Source organism: Pseudomonas sp. Pseusp11 (genome assembly GCF_047304405.1).
GTDB lineage: Bacteria > Pseudomonadota > Gammaproteobacteria > Pseudomonadales > Pseudomonadaceae > Aquipseudomonas.
This window is the reverse complement of sequence record NZ_JBGLZF010000019.1, coordinates 92,999-112,482: the sequence shown is the minus strand read 5'-3', so window position 1 is coordinate 112,482 and position 19,484 is coordinate 92,999. Positions and strand designations below refer to the sequence as shown.

15 protein-coding genes and 1 tRNA gene are annotated in these 19,484 nt (G+C 57.7%); 7 read left to right on the top strand and 9 right to left on the bottom strand.

Annotated elements, in window-relative coordinates; all coding sequences use genetic code 11:
* Positions 1–149: 149 nt before the first annotated feature.
* Positions 150–2,276: a TonB-dependent siderophore receptor gene (locus ACCC96_RS17390; RefSeq protein WP_413696407.1), complete on the top strand. Its 2,127-nt coding sequence runs from the start codon at positions 150–152 to the stop codon at positions 2,274–2,276.
* A gap of 105 nt (positions 2,277–2,381) precedes the next feature.
* On the opposite strand, the gene ACCC96_RS17385 is transcribed toward ACCC96_RS17390, so the two are convergent.
* Positions 2,382–2,717 (bottom strand): hypothetical protein, encoded by a 336-nt coding sequence (locus tag ACCC96_RS17385; RefSeq protein WP_413696406.1) that lies wholly within the window; start codon positions 2,715–2,717, stop codon positions 2,382–2,384.
* Positions 2,718–3,030: 313 nt separating this feature from the next.
* On the opposite strand from ACCC96_RS17385, the gene ACCC96_RS17380 reads away from it, so the two are divergent.
* From ACCC96_RS17380 to ACCC96_RS17360, 5 genes are read left to right on the top strand one after another with little or no spacing between them, the layout of a single operon-like run.
* Positions 3,031–4,503 carry a c-type cytochrome gene (locus ACCC96_RS17380; protein WP_413696419.1) on the top strand — a complete coding sequence of 491 codons (1,473 nt, stop codon included), beginning with the start codon at positions 3,031–3,033 and terminating at the stop codon, positions 4,501–4,503.
* Between the two features lie 48 nt (positions 4,504–4,551).
* On the top strand, positions 4,552–6,327 hold the full coding sequence (ctaD, locus tag ACCC96_RS17375) for a cytochrome c oxidase subunit I (RefSeq protein WP_413696418.1): 1,776 nt from the start codon (positions 4,552–4,554) through the stop codon (positions 6,325–6,327).
* Positions 6,324–7,010 carry a cytochrome c oxidase subunit 3 gene (locus tag ACCC96_RS17370; RefSeq protein WP_413696405.1) on the top strand — a complete coding sequence of 229 codons (687 nt, stop codon included), beginning with the start codon at positions 6,324–6,326 and terminating at the stop codon, positions 7,008–7,010. The genes ctaD and ACCC96_RS17370 overlap by 4 nt, the downstream gene beginning before the upstream one ends.
* 6 nt (positions 7,011–7,016) lie before the next feature.
* Entirely contained in the window at positions 7,017–7,733 is a 717-nt protein-coding gene (locus tag ACCC96_RS17365; RefSeq protein ID WP_413696404.1) for a heme-copper oxidase subunit III family protein, read from the top strand.
* Positions 7,734–7,746: 13 nt separating this feature from the next.
* Positions 7,747–8,064, top strand: coding sequence for a cytochrome C oxidase subunit IV family protein (locus ACCC96_RS17360; RefSeq protein ID WP_007935708.1), 318 nt, complete (start codon positions 7,747–7,749; stop codon positions 8,062–8,064).
* Between the two features lie 57 nt (positions 8,065–8,121).
* Here the strand turns inward: ACCC96_RS17360 and ACCC96_RS17355 are convergent, their stop codons facing one another.
* Entirely contained in the window at positions 8,122–8,676 is a 555-nt protein-coding gene (locus tag ACCC96_RS17355; protein ID WP_019647959.1) for a hypothetical protein, read from the bottom strand.
* Between the two features lie 384 nt (positions 8,677–9,060).
* Here ACCC96_RS17355 and ACCC96_RS17350 point away from each other — a divergent pair, with 384 nt between their 5' ends.
* A complete protein-coding gene (locus ACCC96_RS17350; protein WP_019647960.1) occupies positions 9,061–9,345 on the top strand; it encodes a hypothetical protein in 285 nt (94 codons plus the stop codon).
* A 99-nt stretch (positions 9,346–9,444) separates the two neighbouring features.
* Here ACCC96_RS17350 and ACCC96_RS17345 read toward each other — a convergent pair whose 3' ends face one another.
* From ACCC96_RS17345 to ACCC96_RS17315, 7 genes are all read right to left on the bottom strand, one after another.
* Complete coding sequence (locus ACCC96_RS17345; RefSeq protein ID WP_413696403.1) at positions 9,445–11,010, bottom strand: Fic family protein; 1,566 nt, start codon at positions 11,008–11,010, stop codon at positions 9,445–9,447.
* A 329-nt stretch (positions 11,011–11,339) separates the two neighbouring features.
* Positions 11,340–11,413, bottom strand: a tRNA-Gly gene (locus ACCC96_RS17340).
* 182 nt (positions 11,414–11,595) lie between these two features.
* Positions 11,596–12,480, bottom strand: coding sequence for an alpha/beta fold hydrolase (locus ACCC96_RS17335; protein ID WP_413696402.1), 885 nt, complete (start codon positions 12,478–12,480; stop codon positions 11,596–11,598).
* A 316-nt stretch (positions 12,481–12,796) separates the two neighbouring features.
* Positions 12,797–13,489: a pseudouridine synthase gene (locus ACCC96_RS17330; RefSeq protein ID WP_413696401.1), complete on the bottom strand. Its 693-nt coding sequence runs from the start codon at positions 13,487–13,489 to the stop codon at positions 12,797–12,799.
* A gap of 33 nt (positions 13,490–13,522) precedes the next feature.
* Positions 13,523–13,741: a cysteine-rich CWC family protein gene (locus tag ACCC96_RS17325; RefSeq protein WP_019580865.1), complete on the bottom strand. Its 219-nt coding sequence runs from the start codon at positions 13,739–13,741 to the stop codon at positions 13,523–13,525.
* Positions 13,742–13,863: 122 nt separating this feature from the next.
* Complete coding sequence (gene atzF / locus ACCC96_RS17320; protein WP_413696400.1) at positions 13,864–15,642, bottom strand: allophanate hydrolase; 1,779 nt, start codon at positions 15,640–15,642, stop codon at positions 13,864–13,866.
* A 25-nt stretch (positions 15,643–15,667) separates the two neighbouring features.
* Positions 15,668–19,399: an urea carboxylase gene (locus ACCC96_RS17315; protein WP_413696399.1), complete on the bottom strand. Its 3,732-nt coding sequence runs from the start codon at positions 19,397–19,399 to the stop codon at positions 15,668–15,670.
* Between the last annotated feature and the right edge of the window lie 85 nt (positions 19,400–19,484).

The window sequence follows — 19,484 nt, the reverse complement described above, 5'->3', positions numbered from 1 at the left end:
CACGCTTGGTCGATTGTCCCATTGGTGGGTTTCGTAAAAGCATTCAAATGCGAATACGTATCAAATGCTAACGATACGGTATATCATGCGCCGAAAATTATTGGCACGTATGCCGTCCCATTTGGCCTCTCCACCAAGGTTCATCATCAATGCGTCGTACTCTGTTTTCTATCTGTGTGCTCCAGGCGTTTTCTCCGTCTATATGGGCAGAGCAAGCCGCTACGGAAAACACCAGTCTGGAGTTGCAAGCGACTGACATCATCGGTACGACGGACTATGAAACGGCACAAGGGCCGGTGAAGGGGTATCACGCAACGCGCTCGGCCAGTGCGACACGAACCGACACTGCGATTCACGAAACGCCACAGTCCATTAGCGTGGTGTCCAAGGATGTTGTAGAGGACATCGGCGCAACTCGCCTTCAGGACGCACTCGATTATGCCGGCGGAGTGGGACGGGCCAACAACTTCGGTGGTCAGGGGCTGACCACCTTCACGGTGCGTGGATTCACCACCGGAGAGTTTTATCGCAACGGTTTTCCGATCAACCGTGGTTATCCGAACATGCCTGACGCAAACACCATCGAGCGACTGGAGGTGCTGCGCGGCCCAGCGACCATGCTCTACGGTCGAGGCGACCCGGGTGGCACGTTTAACGTGGTCTCCAAACAGCCGTTGGCTGAGCGCTCCGTCACTCTGGGGAGTCAGATCGACGACCAGGGTATGCAGCGCGGTACGCTGGATGCCTCAGGCCCGCTCGATGAAGAAGGTCGCCTGGCGTATCGCCTGAATGTGGTGGGCGAGGGCGGGGAAACCTTCCGTGATCATGTCGAAACCGAACGTTATGGTGTGACGCCGGTTCTTTCCTGGCAGGCCAACGACGACACCAAGGTGATTTTCGAGGGCGATTTCATGCGCAACAATCACCCGCTGGATCGCGGCCTGACGCGCTATCCGAATCAAATTGGCACAGCGTCTCGTGACACCTTCTTCGGTGAAAAAGACGCGGGCAAATTACACAATGACAACAACATGGCGCAGCTGCGGTTCGAGCACCTGCTAAGCGATAACTGGACATTGGGTGGCGGTTTTCAATGGCTCGATGGCACCTTGCAGGGCAACGCAATTGAAGCCAATGGTGTTGCCGCTGATGGGCGCACGCTGGGTCGTAACTTCAGTTACCGCAAGTTGGAGTGGACGGATAAAGACACTCAACTGAACCTCACCGGGCATTTCTCCACCGGCGGCTTCGAGCACACGCTGTTGACCGGTGTCGAGTACGAGGATTACGACTACAAGTCCATCATCCAGCGCTCCAGCGGAGCGGTCGGCGCCTATTCGATCGACCTCTTCAATCCGGTGTACGGCCAGCCGCGTCCAGCCTTGACCCGTACCCCGACCAACGACAAGGAAAACCTCAAGACATACGCAGCCTTCGTTCAGGATCAGGTGGCGTTGACCGAGCGTTTAAAAGTCTTGGCGGGCGCCCGCTTCGAGCGCTTTGAGCACGACTACGAAACTTTTGTGCCGGGTGGCAGGAGCTGGGCGGCGAGCGACAATGCGGTGACGCCGCGTCTTGGGGTGATTTACGATCTTACCGATACTGTAGCGGTGTATGCCGATGCAGCGCGCTCCTTCAAGCCCAATACGGGGGCCAGCCGTCAGGGCGGAGGTTTTGACCCGGAAAAGGGCAAGTCTTATGAGATGGGTATCAAATGGGAAGCCCTGGATCGCCAGTTGAGTGTTGATGCGGCGATCTACCAGATTGAAAAACGCAACGTCCTCACCACCGATCCTGTGGACTCTACATTCAGCGTAGCGGCCGGCGAGGTGCGCAGCCGTGGCTTTGATCTGAACGTGGCCGGCAATCTGACTCCGGAATGGCGAGTGATTGGCGGCTATGCCTATGTCGATGCCGAGGTCACCAAGGACAATGTGATCCAGTCGGGAACCCGGCTGATGAACATTCCGCGGAACAGCTTCAGCCTGCTCAACGTCTATGAATTCCAGGATGGCACGTTCAAAGGGCTAGGCTTGGGCGTGGGTGGTAAGTACGTCGATGAGCGTGCGGGCCAGACTGCTAACACGGCGTTTTCTATGGGCAGTTACACCGTTGTCGATCTGCTCGGTTTCTACAAGGTCAATGACAAGGTCAGACTCAATCTCGATGTGAAGAACCTGTTCGACCGTGACTATGAAGAAGGCGCCTTTGGCAATGTCTATGCCTATCCTGGTGAGCCGAGAACCGTTCAGGTCGGTATTTCTTACACGCTCTAGCCGATCTTCAAGGCATCCTTGCGAGCAATACACACTCCCCTTCAAGCGGAATGCCAGTCAGGCTGACTGGCATTTTTATTTCCAGGCGGATACTACGGGGTGCTGCTAAAGCAACTGATCAATCAAAACCGCGTTGCTATAGATCAAGCTGCCGTCGCTCGCTCGATGCCCGACCAAATGGAACTGACCGCGCTCGTCATGCAAATAGACGCGCATTTGGCAGTCGGACAAGGGGCCATATCCCTCCGGCAGGATCAACTCCATTGAGCTCATGTCGACGTCGACCATGGCTTCACGCTCATGGGTCTTCTGCAGGCGTTCTTCAGCTTCCTCCAGACGCAGGTGGAGGGGGCCGTCGACGTCAAAATGGATCTCACCGATCGGGATGGACTTCTGGTCGGGTCTGGGCTTGCACCAGCCTTCGATCGTCAGGGCACTCATGACGAAACCTCCGTCGCGGACTGCTGGACTCGGTGGCGCTTGTCTCCTTTCAATGCCACCAGTTGTCTGACTACTAGGCATAGGCAAGGTTGGTCTTCTGGGACCGCTTCTGGCCGATCTCTGCCGTCCGTAATCTGAAATTGAGTATAGCTGGCAACCGGGCCTCGCTTGCCCGCCTCACGGTACAGCCCGATGGCTCTATACTTCTTACTGACTTTGCCACCGGGATGGGTGGCAGTTGTCTGCCCTGCTTGGACGTCAGTGGCGATGCTTTGGCATAACCAATGAGCAACAGGAACAGGATGAAGAGAACATGGCAATAGCAATTATCTTGATACTAATCGTTATTGCATCAGTACTCTTCCATATACTCGCGCCTTGGCATGCAACACCGGCAGCTTCCAACTGGGGATCCATAGACACCACCCTGTTTATCACCCTGATCATTAGCGGAATATTTTTCATCGCCATTACGGTTTTTATGGCGGTGGCGGTGATGCGTTATCGTCACAAGGAGGGATCCAGGGCGCACTACCAACCAGAAAGTAAAAAACTGGAACTATGGTTAATTATCGTTACTTCGGTAGGTATTGTCGCCATGCTGGCGCCAGGCCTGGTTGTTTACGATGATTTTATCCGGGTACCGAAAAATGCCTACGAACTTGAAGTGATCGCCCAGCAGTGGCAGTGGGCCTTTCGCTTCCCTGGCCAAGACGGGAAGTTGGGTAAGTCGGATATCAAGTTTGTTGATTCCACCAACCCCCTCGGCCTTGATCCCAATGATCCTGCCGGGCAGGACGATGTACTGATAAAAAGCAATGAAGTTCGTCTTCCACTCGATAAGCCAGTGAAAGTTTTACTGCGATCCAAAGATGTATTGCACGATTTCTATGTGCCGCAAATGCGTAGCAAGATGGACATGGTGCCAGGGATGGTGTCGTACTTTTGGTTTACGCCGACTAAAACCGGGAACTATGAAATCCTGTGCGCTGAATATTGTGGCGTAGGTCATTACAACATGCGCGGCCATATGATCGTGGAAGAACAGGACGTCTTCGATCAATGGTTGGCCAGCCAGCCGACGTTTGCGCAGACATTAGCGACAGCTGCCAGGCCCGGTCAGGACAGCGTGCTGGAAAAAGGCCGCCAGTTGGTCGAAAAATACGGTTGCGGGGCCTGCCATAGCCAGGATGGCAGTGCCAGTCTCGGCCCGGGATGGAAGGGCTTGTATGGCCGCACTGAACAGCTTGCCGATGGCAGCAGTGTGCAGGTCGATGAGGCTTACCTGAAAGAGTCGATCCTCGATCCGAAGGCCCGCCTGGTACAAGGCTACCCGCCGGTCATGGTGACCTATACTCTCAATGACGATGAACTGGGTGCGCTCGTCGCCCTGATCAAATCGCTGGGTGTCGCGCCCCAGGACGAGGAACGTTCTGCCGGCGAAGCGTCGGCCCCAGGTGACGACTTGGCGGCGCAGGGACAGCGGCTGGCCGAGTCGCTCGGCTGTCTGGCCTGCCACAGTGTCGATGGCAGCAAGGGCATCGGTCCCAGCTGGCAGGGTCTGTACGGCAAGACCGAAACCCTTGCCGACGGTACGAGCATCAAGGTCGATGAGGGCTATATAAAAGATTCGGTTCTTAATCCCGCTGCCAAAATCGTCAAGGGTTATGCACCCGTCATGCCGGTCTTTGCTCCCAGCGATAAGGAGTTGAATGCACTGATCGCTTTTATCAAATCCAAAGCGAATGCCGACGCTGATACGAGCAAGGCGCAGCCAGGGAAATAGCCGTACGCAGCCAGCAGTACACCGAAACTTCGACAGGAGGATGACGTGATGGCCTATGCGGAGCAAGCCGAAACAGAAGCACTGCACGAGCCTAAAAGTTTCCTGACCAAATATATCTGGAGTCAGGACCACAAGGTCATAGCCATTCAATATTCGTTGACGGCTCTGTTCGTGGGGCTTATCGCCGTGGTGTTGTCCGACTTGATGCGCTTACAGATAGGCTTCCCCGGCAGTTTGGCGTTCATGGACGCCAATACTTACTATCAGGCGATGACCATGCACGGCATGATCATGGTCATTTATTTGCTGACGGCTCTGTTTCTGGGCGGCTTCGGTAACTATCTGATCCCGCTGATGGTGGGCGCCCGCGACATGGTCTTCCCCTACGTCAATATGCTGAGCTACTGGTTCTACCTGGTGGCGGTACTGGTATTGCTCGCCGGTTTCTTTGTTCCTGGCGGCCCCACGGGTTCAGGCTGGACGCTCTATCCGCCACAGTCCATTTCTCAGGGGACACCGGGGGTCGAGTGGGGCATTGTCCTGATGCTCATCTCACTGGCGATTTTTATTGTCGCCGCCACCATGGGCGGTTTGAACTACGTCACCACGGTGTTGCAGGCGCGCACGCACGGCATGACCTTGTTTCGCATGCCGCTCTCCGTATGGGGAATCTTCATGGCCTCGATCATGGCCTTGCTGGCCTTCCCGGCGCTGTTTGTCAGTGCGGTCATGATGCTGTTCGACAAGCTGTTGGGCACCAGCTTCTTTATGCCGGCGATGATCTCGCTGGGGCAGCAGCTCAATCATCAGGGCGGTAGCCCGATCTTGTTCCAGCACCTGTTCTGGTTCTTCGGCCACCCGGAGGTTTACATCGTTGCTCTCCCTGCGTTTGGCCTGGTCTCCGACTTGATCAGCACCCATGCGCGTAAAAATATCTTCGGCTACCGAATGATGGTGTGGGCGATTATTGCGATTGGCGTGCTCAGCTTTGTGGTCTGGGCGCACCATATGTATGTCAGCGGAATGAACCCGTACTTTGGCTTTTTCTTCGCTGTCACCACCTTGATCATCGCGGTGCCGACCGCACTGAAAGTCTATAACTGGGTGCTGACCCTGTGGCGGGGCGACATTCATCTGACCGTGCCGATGCTGTTTGCCCTGGCCTTTATCGTCACCTTCCTGGTGGGTGGTCTGACCGGGTTGTTTCTCGGCAATGTGATTGTGGACATTCCGCTCTCGGACACCTATTTCGTCGTCGCCCATTTCCATATGGTCATGGGAGTCGCACCGGTACTGGTGGTATTCGGCGGCATCTATCATTGGTTTCCGAAAGTCACCGGGCGCATGTTTAACGACACCCTGGGCAAGTTGCATTTCTGGATTACCTTTCTGGGTACCTACGCCATCTTCTTCCCCATGCACTACCTGGGTTTCCAGGGCATGCCGCGCCGTTACTACGCCTATGAAAACTACGCGTTCATCCCGCAGTCGGCGCAAGAGTTGAATGCCTTCATTACGGTGGTCGCATTGATTGTCGGCGTTTCCCAGTTGCTGTTCGTGTTCAACCTGGCCTGGAGTGTATTTAAAGGTAAGCCCGCAGGCAGTAATCCCTGGGGCGCGGCCAGTCTGGAATGGCAAACGCCGAACACCCCACCGGTACATGGTAACTGGGGAGCGAAACTGCCGGTGGTGCATCGCTGGGCCTATGACTACAGCGTGCCGGGGATAGAGCAGGATTTCGTGCCGCAAACGGTCTCTGCCGAGGAGCTGGAGCAAATGCGGCAACTCAGTGCCGGAACCAAGATAGCGGACGTTAAAACATGAACAGACTGCTATTGAGAAATGCCGACGACGCTGACCCCGGCGGCAGCTGGAATCGCGATCCTGAAGGTGTTCAGACCGCCGCCGATAGAAGCCAAACCGCAAAGGTAGGCCTGCGCTTGTTTCTGGCTGTGGTGAGCTCGTTATTCTTTCTCTTCCTGCTCGCCTTCATTGCCCGCTCACAAATGGCCGACTGGCTACCCCTGACAGACCCCTTGGCGCCGTTAGCCAACCCATGGCCGTTGTGGGTGAATTCGGCTTTTCTGGTACTGAGTTGCATCGCACTGCAGTGGTCGCGCATGGCCGCCCGACAGGCTCGACTGGACGCAACGGTCATGGGTTTTGTATTGGGGGGTGTATTTGCAATCGCCTTTCTGACGGGACAAGTCTGGGTCTGGCAGCAGTTTGTCGCCTGGGGCTACTTTGTCGCCAGTAATCCGGCCAACAGTTTCTTCTACCTGTTGACCGGTGTGCATGGCCTTCACCTGCTGGGCGGGCTGATTGCCTGGGGCATAACCGTCGCTAAATTCCTGCGTCACGTGCCGTTGCCGCAACTGCGCGTCAGCGTAGAGCTCTGTACCACCTATTGGCACTACTTATTGGGTCTTTGGTTCGTGCTCTTCGCGCTGCTGACCAGCACGCCGCAAACCTATGAAGCCATCGCCAGATTCTGCGGCCTGAGGTGAAAAGCCATGGCATCGCACCCACAAGAAGCCCCAAGCGAGTCAAGTTCATCCAACCCACCAGGCTTGCCACCTGCACCCGGATGGCAGGGCATCGCCAGTGACTGGGCCTCGGATAGGGAGGCTTTCAGGCAGGTCCCCTGGGGCAAGGCGATGATGTGGATATTCCTGCTCAGCGATACGTTTATATTCACCTGTTTTTTAACCGGCTACATGTCGGTCCGCATGACCATCACCACCCCTTGGCCAAACCCCAGTGAAGTGTTCGCATTGACGATCGGCGGTAGAGAAATCCCGCTTATTCTGATTGCCATCATGACCTTTGTACTGATCAGCAGCAGCGGCACCATGGCCATGGCCGTTAACTTCGCCTATCGCCGTGATCGTGCGAAAACCACGGCCCTGATGCTGGCGACCGCGGCCTTGGGCGTGACCTTCGTCAGCATGCAGGCATTTGAATGGAGCAAGCTCATCGCCGAAGGCGTGCGTCCCTGGGGGAATCCCATGGGGGCGGCGCAATTCGGGGCCAGCTTCTTCATGATTACCGGTTTCCACGGGCTGCATGTGTCCATCGGCGCCATCTATCTCAGCATTGTGGCGATGAAAGTCATGCGAGGAGATTATGAGCGCTCCGGAAACTATCAGAACGTTGAGATAGCCGGGCTTTACTGGCACTTCGTGGATTTGGTGTGGGTGTTTATTTTTGCTTTCTTCTATTTATGGTAGAGGAGCACGGGTGATGGCGCATGCTCAGGGTCAACAACATCCGATTAGTTTGTACCTCAAAATCTGGGGGCTGTTATTCGTCCTCAGCACAATGTCGTATCTGGTCGACTATTTTCACTTCCATGGCTACCTTCGGTGGGCCCTGATTATCACTTTCATGTTGTTGAAGGCAGGTTTGATTGTCTCCATCTTCATGCACATGGCCTGGGAGCGGTTGGCCATGGTCTACGCCATACTGGTGCCACCGTTGTGTTTGCTGGTGCTCGTCGGGCTGATGGCCACCGAGGCGGATTATGTTTTCCTCAGCAGGGTCATATTCTTCGGTCAATAAGCAGCTTACGGATGGCCTTGAGCCTCCGGCGCTAACCCGCAATAGCAATAAATGGCGTTATATCGTTCGCTTGAACTGATGCCATTTGTGCAGCCAGGCGACTGTCCAGTGAGGGGATGCCGTACCCGTGCCGGCGATCTTCAGTTTTGGATGATGTTCAATGACCCGATCCAATACCGGCTCCTGATTAGGATCAACATCCACGAAGAAGATATGTTTGCCGTCTTCCACCATCTGTTTAAAGTTGCGGAAGTGCGCGTTAGGTACCTGAATACCAAAAAAGCCGCCTTCCCAGATGCAGAAGCCAAATATAACAATGGCAAGGAAGATAAAAGGTACCCAGCCTGCGGCGGTTTCGGTCCAGCCCAGCCAATAGGCACCGCCAAGGATCAGCGCTGCGAGTGGCACTCCAACCGCTGCACCAATCTCGCCAGAGTGAACAACATCCTGTTTCATCAACGAGTTGACCTCGTGGAGATGATGTTCTTCAACATCAGCCACTTGTTCGCTGAGCACATGAATTTGTTCGGTATTGATGCCGTTGGCTTCCAGTTCGGTTTCAAGGGCTTCGAGATCGTCGAGATTGTCACTGATGTAATAGTGTCGGTTCATGCCACACCTCCCATCTCGTGCTGGCTGCAGGCCTCCTCTGTCTTGCAGCCGTTAACTGAGATTTGCAGTCGGTATCTGCGCCCGTGGGGAACGTTGCACACTTCATGCAATCCGTAGGAAGTATAGCATTCGCTAGTTTGCGGGGCGGGAGGCGTCAAGGTCTGGAGGGCCGCTAAACCACAGAGGGTTTCATCGTTTGAATCCTTCTCTCAGGTCGCAGGGCGAGTGAGGGGCGACGGCTTGAGCTTTGTGCAAGCAGCGGACGCAGCAATGGCAAATGTGTGGGAAATTCTGACACCCTTTTTGGGATGCACGAAGTTCCGGACTAGGAGAGCATTCCTAAGCGGAACATATTGGCGTTCCCCATCGAAGAGGAAATTTGTCTTGAGTGCACTGAGAATCAAGCTTGAGAAGCTGTACAGCTACACCCAAACATCCTTGGCCAAACGCATCGTCGCGTTCCTGGTTTTGCCCTATGTACTGCATAAGGTCGTGGAAAAATCGCATGAGGTTTTCCAAGCCACCGTTGATCTGGTTCAAACAATGGGCTTCTGGCAATCATTGCCCTATGCCGTGGCCTGCTCATTAGTGATGGTTATTACTCGTCAGGCGGTGGTCATTGGTCGCAATCTGCGTAAGGCTCACATGCTGCGTTTAGGATCCCGCTAACCATTCGTTAAATGGACAGTTGGCGCTACCCAAGGTACTGTTCCCCCGGGTACAAAAAAACGGCTATCAAGGCCGTTTTTTCTAATCCATCCCAGCGCCTTACCCGGATTCGCCGAAAAAACCTTCTTCGCCTGCACCCATCTCTCGATCCTCAAACGCAGAACGCACAGCCTCCACAACGCGTTCCGCCATGCGCTCATCTTCAAGCTGCGGGTACCCTTTCTTTAGCTTGCCGGACACCACCCAGCCGTTCTCCTTGATGGAGCGGATGATGCGGTTCGCATCCAGGTCTGGCATTTCCAGTACCTCTTTCAGCTGTTCCTGAGCTCGCTGAAAGATCACCAGTACTCTGGCTTCATCCGCCATTTCCTTTCGAATCGTGTGCTCGACGACACGTGCGGTGTACAGGACGTGTTCGGTCAGATCGGGATAGCGCCAGGCGAAACACGCGTCCTCGTATTCATCGAAGATGAAGTTGCTGCGAGTCCCGTCCTCGTAGGTCACGAGTTCGCCGAACCGATAGGCCGCTGCGTAACGTCGCATGAACGGTCGCGAGAACACTTCGAGCGTACGGTCGTAGCCGGCCCTGAAGTCGATCGAGCTCGTGATTGTGGCTGACACCGGCAGTATCACGCCGTCGGGCACTGCCTTATCCCGAATCAGGGTGTCGTTGATCAGGAAACGATGAATCCGGCCATTGCCATCGCGCATGGGATGGATGTACACGAAGCCAAAGGCCAACACAGCGGCACGTGCCAATGATTCCGCGCCACGCGTTGCAACTTCAAACTCGTTGAGTCCTGCCAATAGCTGAGCGAGATCCGCGAAATGTGGGGCAATGTAATGCACGATGTCCTCGCGCATCGTGGCTTGTCCCACAAACACCGGAGAGCGCCGCAGGCCCAGTCCAATGGCATCACGCCCCAGAATGCCGGCTTGCAGGGAGTGCAGGCTGTCGTTGCTCAACGGGTCTTTGATATGTCCGCAGTACTGGGCGATGACATGGGCAAACCGCTGGATACGATCGGCCTGGTCGGCTTCCTTTTCGATGAGAAAGCTCGCGCGCGATTCCTTGAACGTCAGCCAACTGGCGGTACGCATCAGGATGTCGGGGCCAAAGGCCTGATCCAATTCATCCAATGCCTCGCGTAGATCGAATTGCAGGGCCTCCTGCACTGGCACCGTACGACGAACCAAGGGGCAGAACTCAGCCGTCCCCGGCAGGTTGTTATTGACTCGCCAACGCCGAGTTCGCAGTGACTCGCGACGAGTCAGGTAATCTTTTGGCGAAAGTACATCAACATAGCCGCCATTGGTTACGTCTGGCACATCCAGACGTTGCCCTGTCAGCCATTCGTAGAGGAATCCCGTGCGACGGGCATACTGACCGAATGGCTCCCGTCGACACCAGTCTTCGACAGGCTGCGGACCTATGGTCGCAAACAGGCGGGCGAAGAACTCGAGATGGATCTCTTCGTACTTGAGGCCGAATTCGAAATGTCCTGCGAAATCGTCTGCGGGCCGATAGCTTACCGGATACCGGTTCTCCACATTGCCGTCACTTTCGCGACTGACACGTACAGTGCCGATCATCGAGTCGACTCGTAGAGGCTGTGCCAGTGCGATGTCGTAACGGTTTGCGAGGGTCTTGAAACCGACTTGCATTGACGAAATCCTTTACTGGGGCAAGAAAAACGCTAACAGAACGTCGATCATATGCGAAAACGCTAATTTCCGTAGATATGAAAATATTAACGCTTGATGAAATTCGATAATAAATCCGTATTTTTCGAAAAAAACGCTAACGGATTTCAGGATAGTCGCTAACGCCCCGAGAGCACTTACTCATCGATCAGCGAACAACGGACGAAAAAGGGGAGATGCCTCATAGCCCGATTCCACCAAACCCCAGGCACAAAAAAACCGGCCATCAAGGCCGGTTTTTTCTTTACCTGCATCCCCCGTCAAAAAACGACGTGAGACTGAAATCTGATTGGAGCGGGTGAAGGGAATCGAACCCTCGTTATCAGCTTGGGAAGCTGGAGTAATGCCATTATACGACACCCGCTCAGAGCGGCTGACTTTGTACCAGATGTGAGCGCGGATTTGAAGTTTTTCTTTATGCGCGATGGCTTTAGCGCCGGGTGAAGCACGAACAGGGACCGCTTGGCGGTCATTCGCGGGCAAGCCTCGCGCCTACGGGAGTGCGTTCAACACAGTAGGGTGGGGCTTGCTCGCGATGACTCTGTTTCAGATTGCCAATGCATGGTGGTCCTGGACGTAGTGGTAACGCGGCCGGCTTTCGTGTTGCGCCGGTTTCAGGAAGCCCAGCAGTGCGTTGCGGCTGTCTTGGCAGGCAGTTTTATGTTCCATGTCGAGAAAGTGGCCGGTGGCCTGAAGGGTGGTGAAGGTGCTGTGCTGCACATGGCCGGCGAACAACCTGGCATCGTCAGCGGCGGTGTACTCGTCCCACTCGCCGTTCATGAACAGCACCGGCACGTTGATTTTCTTTGCCGTGTTCAGATAGCAGTTGCGGTCGCTGTTGAGCACGTCGCTGATGTGAAAGTGCATCTGCCCGTATTCATGTTCGGCCAACGAACTGACGTGACGGTGGTTGAAGCGCTTGAACAGCGAAGGCAGGTGTTTGCCGATGGTGCTGTTCACCAGATGGCCGACGCGGTCACCGTCCCGGTTGCCGAGGTAATCGACACCGCGCTGAAGGTAGTCGAGCATGTGCTCGTTGACCACCGGCGAGAACGAACTGATCACAGCCTTTTCGATGCGCCGTGGCCGGTGGGCGAGGGCGACGAGCGTGGCGGCGCCACCAAAGGAAAACGACAGTACGTGTTCGGCGGCGAAGTGGTCGATCAGCTCCAGGAGGATCTGCCCTTCGATTTCCTTGGTCAGCATTTTCTCATGCAGGTTGTGAGCCTTGGACTTGCCCGCGTAGGGCTGGTCGTAGCACACCACATTGAACTGCGGATAAAGGTTTTTCACGGTTTGGGCAAACGACGCAGTCGTGGACATCGAGCCGTTGACCAGAATGATGGTCTTTTCTGCGGCGTCTGCGCGATAGAACTCCGTGTAAACCCGATACTGACCCTGTATATCCAGCACAGCGATTTCTGGCCTCATGACATAAGACTCCTGGCAAGCGGGTATGCGCGCAAATCAGATTGCACGAGCTTTGTGACAGGTAGGCATACGCCTGGAATTTTTGAAGGCCCATGTCGATCCATTGCAGGCCGGTCGACGGGTATTGTTATAAGCGGGCAGTTTGCCGGGGGAAGGCGGAACCTGAGGGTTCTCTGCCGGCAAAAAGTTTCTTAGAGTAGTTTTGGTGACTCGTCGGTCACATTTCGCGCCGACGTCCTGATTCAAGCAGGGGTCACGTCATCGCGCAAGTATCTTTCGAAAAATGTTCGACAACTTCTGCTGAGCGGTCGTCGGCTTAGATCAATCGGATCTCTTCGACGCTCAACGGCCGGTATTCGCCGGGCTTCAGCGCGTCGTCGAGCAGCAGCGGCCCCATGCGTTCGCGGTGCAGGCGCAATACCTTGTTGTCGAAGTGGCCGAACATCCGTTTTACCTGATGATAACGGCCCTCGACGATGCTCAGACGCGCTGATTTTGCCCCGATCACGACCAGTTCGGCAGGTTGGGTGGTGAGGTCTTCGAAGGCGAAGTACAGGCCTTTGGCGAACGTGATCGCGTAGTCGGCAGTGATCTCCTGCTCTGTCTCGACGTAGTAGACCTTGGGCAGTTTGGTCTGCGGCTGGGTCAGGCGTCGCGACCAGGTGCCGTCGTTGGTGATCAGCATCAGGCCAGTGGTGTTGAAGTCCAGGCGACCGGCGATGTGCAGGTCATCCTTGTCCGCTTCATGGATCAGGTCGAGCACCGTCGGGTGTTGCGGGTCGCGGGTGGCACTGACGCAGCCGGGCGGTTTGTGCAGCATGAAGTAGCGGGCCGGTTTACCGACCTGCAGCACTTCTTCGTCGACTTCCACGCGGCTGAACTCAAGCACCTCGGTGTGAGGGTCGCTGACGATAGTTCCGTCGACCCTGACGCGCTTTTCCACCAGCAACAGGCGTACCTGCTTGCGGTTGAAGCGGGGCAGGTTGCTGAGGAAACGGTCAACGCGCATGGCCAGGGATCGGTGGGAAAAGGGCTGCGTATGTTACGTGATCGGCCAGGCGGCTGCTTGCAACTGCGCCTCGACCCGGGCGCAGGCCGGGCACAGGCAGGACTTGTCGCGCAGCTCGGCCGGCAGCGTTTCGAACACCGCCGGGTCGATGCTGACGCCGTAGCACCAGCAGGCACGATCGACGGTTCGTGGGTCGGCCAGGCTGCAGTCGTTGGAGGCGCCGCAGGCCGGGCAGAGATCAGGCTTATTCATGAAAGGGGCATTCGGTAATGGCCGGTTTGCTTGGCCCGAGCTGCGCATGATCGTCCCGCAAGCCGCCATGTGCAAGCTAACGCTCGCACATTCCTGAAGGAGTCTTGCCGGTGATCAGGCGATCAACCCAGGCTTTTCAAATACGCCCGCCACCCGCCCAAATGACTGATTTCCACCGCCCCGTCCAGCCCATACGGCTCACAGATAAACCCGCTCTCCCAACGCCCATCCGCCAGTTGCACCTTGCCCAGTCCCAGTGGAGCAGGAATCCCGGTGAGGAACGACCCCAGCTCACTGCTCGGCAATTCCCAGACTTCCACCGCAATCGCCACGCCGCCCTCTTTAACGCGGACCATGCCGGGGCGATACGGTGGGCCGCCGGCCAAGGCATACAGCTGATAGTCGGGAGAACTCTGAGTTGTTTCTACCAGCCGCGCTCCACGCTGTTTGAGTTGCCAGTTCAGCGCCAGCCCCTCCAGATGCGCGCCGCAGACCACCAGTCGTGCCCGGTCATTGTGCGCGATGGCGGCCGGTGCGGGTGACGCCAGGCCCTGCTGACGTTGCAGGGCATCTGCCACGCTCAACAGATACTGATCGGTAAACGCGCGACCAAACAAGGTCACGCCCCATGGCAAACCATTGCCCATCAATCCGCTGGGCACGGCGACGGCAGCGTAATCGAGCAGGTTCATGAAGTTGGTGTAGTAGCCCAGTTCCGAGTTGCGCAGTACCGGTTCGGCGGCAAGTTCCGCCAATGTCACCGGACGGCCAATGGTTGGCGTCAGCACGCAGTCGAGGCCCTCCAATACTCTGTCGCACAGCGCCTTCAAGGCTTGCAGCCGGTAGTGGGCGCGGAAGGTTTGCACGCCGGTCACCGCCGGGGCCTTGGCCAGCACGGCACGAATCACTGGCAACACGGCTTGAGGATTTTGCTCCATCAATTTGCCGGCCACGCTGTAACGCTCGGCCACCCATGGCCCTTCGTAGAGCAACCGCGCCGCTTCCAGGAAGGGCGACAAATCCAGTTCGACCGCTTCACCGCCCAGGGCTTTGAGTTGGTCGATGGCGTCGCCAAACAACAACGGGCCTTCAGGGCAGCCGAAGAACGCCAGGTCCTGCGCACGGGGCACACCGAAACGAAACGCGCGCGGCGTGCCGAAGGCCGAGCCGTCATTCCACAGCGGATTGCTGCGACTGTATTCATCCCGTGGGTCGAGATGAGCGGTCAGTGCCAACAACTGACTGGCTTCCCGGGCTGTGGTCGTAAAGGTCGTGACGCAATCGAGCGTGCGACAGGCCGGAACCACCCCGGCCGTTGAGATCAGCCCTTTGGTGGCTTTCAAACCGACCAGATTGTTCAGCGCCGCCGGTACGCGCCCGGAACCTGCGGTGTCGGTGCCCAGGGCAAAACTCGCCACGCCGAGCGCCACCGCCAGTGAAGAGCCGGCGCTGGAACCGCCCGACGGATATTCCGGCAACACGCTGTTCGGGCAAGCGCCATACGGCGAGCGGCTGCCGTTGAGGCCGGTGGCGAACTGGTCGAGATTGGTCTTGCCCAGCGGGATTGCACCCAGCGCCAGCAGTTGCTCGACGATGGTCGCCGAATGCTCCGGCACGTAGGCAAACGCCGGGCACGCCGCCGTGGTCGGAATGCCCGCCAGATCGATATTGTCCTTGATCGCGAACGGCACGCCGTACAGCGGCAGGCTGCCTGGGTCACGACCATCGAGGGCGGCGAGGTACGGTTCCAGTTCCTCGGCGCTGAGTAAATGGATGAACAAGTGATAGTCCGGGTTCAGCGCCGCGGCTTTTTCCCGCAGGCTCGGCAGCAGTTGCCGAGGCGTGATGTGGCCATCACGGTAAGCGTTGCGCAGGGCGTCGAGTTGCAGATTGATGTTCATGGTTCAGATCCTTGTTGAAATGGCTTCAGTCGAGTTCCAGCACCACGACGCGTTGTCCGGCGCGCACTGGCGAGCCTGGTTGCACACGAATCTCCCGTACCACACCGGCCATGGGCGCGAGCAGCGGGATTTCCATCTTCATCGACTCCAGAATCACTAGCACATCTCCGGCGACCACTTGGCTGCCGACCTCCACCTGAACCTGCCAGAGGTTGCCGGCGATGTGGCTGTCGATGCTCTGCTGACCGTCGGCCAACAGCGCCTCTTCGGTCACTTGCGGCGTCGGTTCTTCACTGTCGAAATGCGCCTGACCGCTGGCGATCCAGCGCTCGCGCTCGGCGTTGAACGCACCTTTTTGCTGATCTCGAAACGCCGCAATGCTGTTGGCTTCCTTCGCCAGAAACGCCTGGTAATCCGCCAGGTTCAACTGACTGTGCTCGATGTTCAGGGCGAAGCGCCCGAGCGGGAAATCCCGTCGAATGCGCAGCAGTTCGTCGGCGCTTACCGGGTAGAAGCGGATTTGATCGAAGAACCGCAGCAGCCACGGTTTGCCATCGAACGCGGCGACCTCGCGGTAGCGATTCCACATCTGCAAGGTCCGGCCGACGAATTGATAACCACCGGGGCCTTCCATGCCGTACACGCACATATAGGCGCCACCGATGCCTACCGAGTTTTCGGCGGTCCAGGTGCGGGCCGGGTTGTATTTGGTGGTGACCAGACGATGCCGTGGGTCGAGCGGGGTGGCGACCGGAGCGCCGAGGTAGACATCGCCCAGCCCCATCACCAGATAGCTGGCGTCGAACACCGTGCGCTGCACTTCGTCGAGGTTCGGCAGGTCGTTGATGCGCCGGATGAACTCCAGATTGCTCGGGCACCATGGGGCGTCCTTGCGCACGGTGGTCATGTATTTCTCGATGGCCAACTGGCAAGCCGGGTCATCCCAGGACAGCGGCAGGTGCACGATGCGCGAGGGAACCTGCAAGTCTTTGGCGGCGCACACGGCGTCCCACTCACCGGCGACGATGCCCAGCAGATCGGCGAGCGGCAGTTGCTCCGGTTGGTAGTGCACTTGCAGCGAACGGATGCCCGGCGTCAGGTCGATTACCCCGTGCAGGCGTTTGCCTTCCAATGCCTGCATCAGCGCGTGGGCGCGGAAGCGCAGGACCAGGTCCAGTTCCGGTGCGCCGATTTCCAGCAGCAAATGCGTGTCGCCCGAAAGGCGTGCAACCAGCCGCGTATCGTCCTGCCCGATATCCAGCACCACAGGCGACACAACCCCCTGTAGGAACACATTACCTGTGGCGAGGGGGCTTGTCGGAACGCCGCATCGCCCCGTTGGGTCGCGAAGCGCCCCCAATACCTGCAATCGCGCAGCATCAGATGTATCGAGTTGACTGATTGGCGACTGCTTCGCAGTCGAACGGGGCGATGCGGCGTTCCGACAAGCCCCCTCGCCACAATGGTTCTGCATTGCCAGAGAGCGAGCGGTTTTCAGATCGACCGGCAAAAACTGCACCTTGTCTCCAGCCTTCAGTTGCCCGAGCTGCCAAAGATCCGCTTCGATCACCGTCACCGGGCAGACGAACCCACCGAGGCTCGGACCATCGGGACCGAGGATTACCGGCATATCACCGGTGAAATCCACCGCGCCAATGGCGTACGGATTGTCGTGAATATTCGACGGATGCAACCCGGCTTCGCCACCGTCGGCCCGTACCCATTCCGGCTTCGGCCCGATCAGCCGCACACCGGTGCGGCTGGAGTTGAAATGCACTTCCCATTGAGTGGCGAAGAACGTGCCGATGTAGTGTTCGGTGAAGTATTCCGGTGCGCCATGGGGGCCGTAGATCACCCTGATTTGCCGCACGGCCGGCAACTCGGTGACCTGTTCATCAGGCAATTGAACACCCGCGCTACGGTCGATCAAGGCTGGCACATGCAACACGTCCCCGGCACGCAACGCACGACCGCCATGGCCACCGAATTGACCGAGGGTGAAGGTACTTTTGCTGCCCAGGTAATCCGGCACTTGCAGGCCGCCGCGCAGGCACAGATAGCTGCGAGCGCCTGCACCGGCGATTGTTCCGAGATGCACTGTGGCCCCGGCCGGAATCAGCAGCGCGGTGTTCATCGGTGCCGCTTCGCCGTTCAGCGTCAATGGAATCTGCGCACCGGTCACCGCCACAACCGCATCACAATTGAAGCGCAGCATCGGCCCGCTCATGGTGATTTCCAGGGCCGCTGCGCCTTCATCGTTACCCAGTAAAAGATTACCCAAACGCAATGCACGACTGTCCATCGGCCCCGACGGCGGCACGCCCACCGCCCAGTAACCGAGACGCCCCGGATAGTCCTGAACGCTGGTCTGGGTGCCAGCGCTGATCACCTCGAAGGTGTTGGCCTGGTAGACCAGCGCTTCCAGGCAACGGGTCCATGGCTGGCCGCTGGCAAAGGGCACATCGAGCAGAATCTGTCGCAGGTAATCGCGGTTGGTTTCCACACCGTACAGCAGGCTGTCGCCCAAGGTTTGGAGCAGATCAGCGCGGGCCTCTTCGCGAGTCGGCGCCCAGCGGATGACCTTGGCAATCATCGGGTCGAAGTACGGCGGGATCTCGCAACCGGCCTCGACCCACGTGTCGATGCGCAGGTGTTTGCCATCGGCGACGGGGAAACTTACCGCCGTCAGCAGGCCGGGGCTCGGTTGAAAATCCCGCCCCGGATCTTCGGCGTAGAGCCTTGCCTGGATCGCGTGGCCGTCGGCTTTCAAGCCTTGGCCCAATGCGTTCAATGGCGGTAAATCTCCGGCCGCCAGTTCCACCATCCAGCGCACCAGATCCACGCCCCACACTTGCTCGGTGACACCGTGCTCCACCTGCAAACGGGTGTTCACTTCAAGAAAATAGAAACGCTGGGCGTCACTGTCGAAGACGAACTCCACGGTGCCGGCGCTGCGGTAATTCACTGCCTTGGCGAGTTTGATCGCGGCAAGGCAGAGCGCTTCGGCCATGCCGTCGGGCAGGTTGGGTGCCGGGGTTTCTTCAAGGACTTTCTGGTTGCGCCGTTGTACCGAGCAGTCGCGCACGCCGAGGGCAATCACCTCGCCCTGGCCGTCGCCGAACACCTGCACTTCCAGATGTCGCGCGCGCTGGATGTACTTTTCGATGAACACACCGGCGTCGCTGAAGTTGTTCTGCCCGAGGCGTTTGACCGCTTCGAAGGATTCGCCCAATTCGGCGGCGCTGCGGCACACGCGCATACCGATGCCGCCACCACCGGCGGTGCTTTTGAGCATCACCGGGTAGCCGACCTGTTCGCCAGCGATCAATGCTGCGTCAAGGCTGTCGAGCAGTTCGGTGCCTTCGAGCATCGGCACGCCGTGTTGTTTGGCCAGGGCGCGGGCGGTGTGTTTGAGGCCAAACACGCGCAGTTGCTCAGGCGTGGGGCCGATGAAGGCGATATCGGCTGCTTCGCAGGCCTCGGCGAACGCGGCGTTTTCCGAGAGGAATCCGTAGCCGGGATGGATCGCCGTAGCGCCGGTGGATTTGGCGATGGCGAGGATTTTGTCCACGGCAAGGTAAGTGCCGGCCGCTGCGCCTTCGCCCAGGCTGTGGGCTTCATCGGCGTGCAGGATATGCAGGCTGGCGGCGTCGGCTTCGGAGTAAACGGCGACTCCCTTGACCTGCAACTTTCGCAGGGTCCGCAGAATGCGGCAGGCAATGGCGCCACGGTTGGCGATGAGGACTTTTTCGAACATGGCATAACCCCTGGAGGCGATAGCGCATCAGCCTCGACCTGGGATGCGGGCCGTCCCGCAGTTTTTCGAGATGCACCCGGGCCGT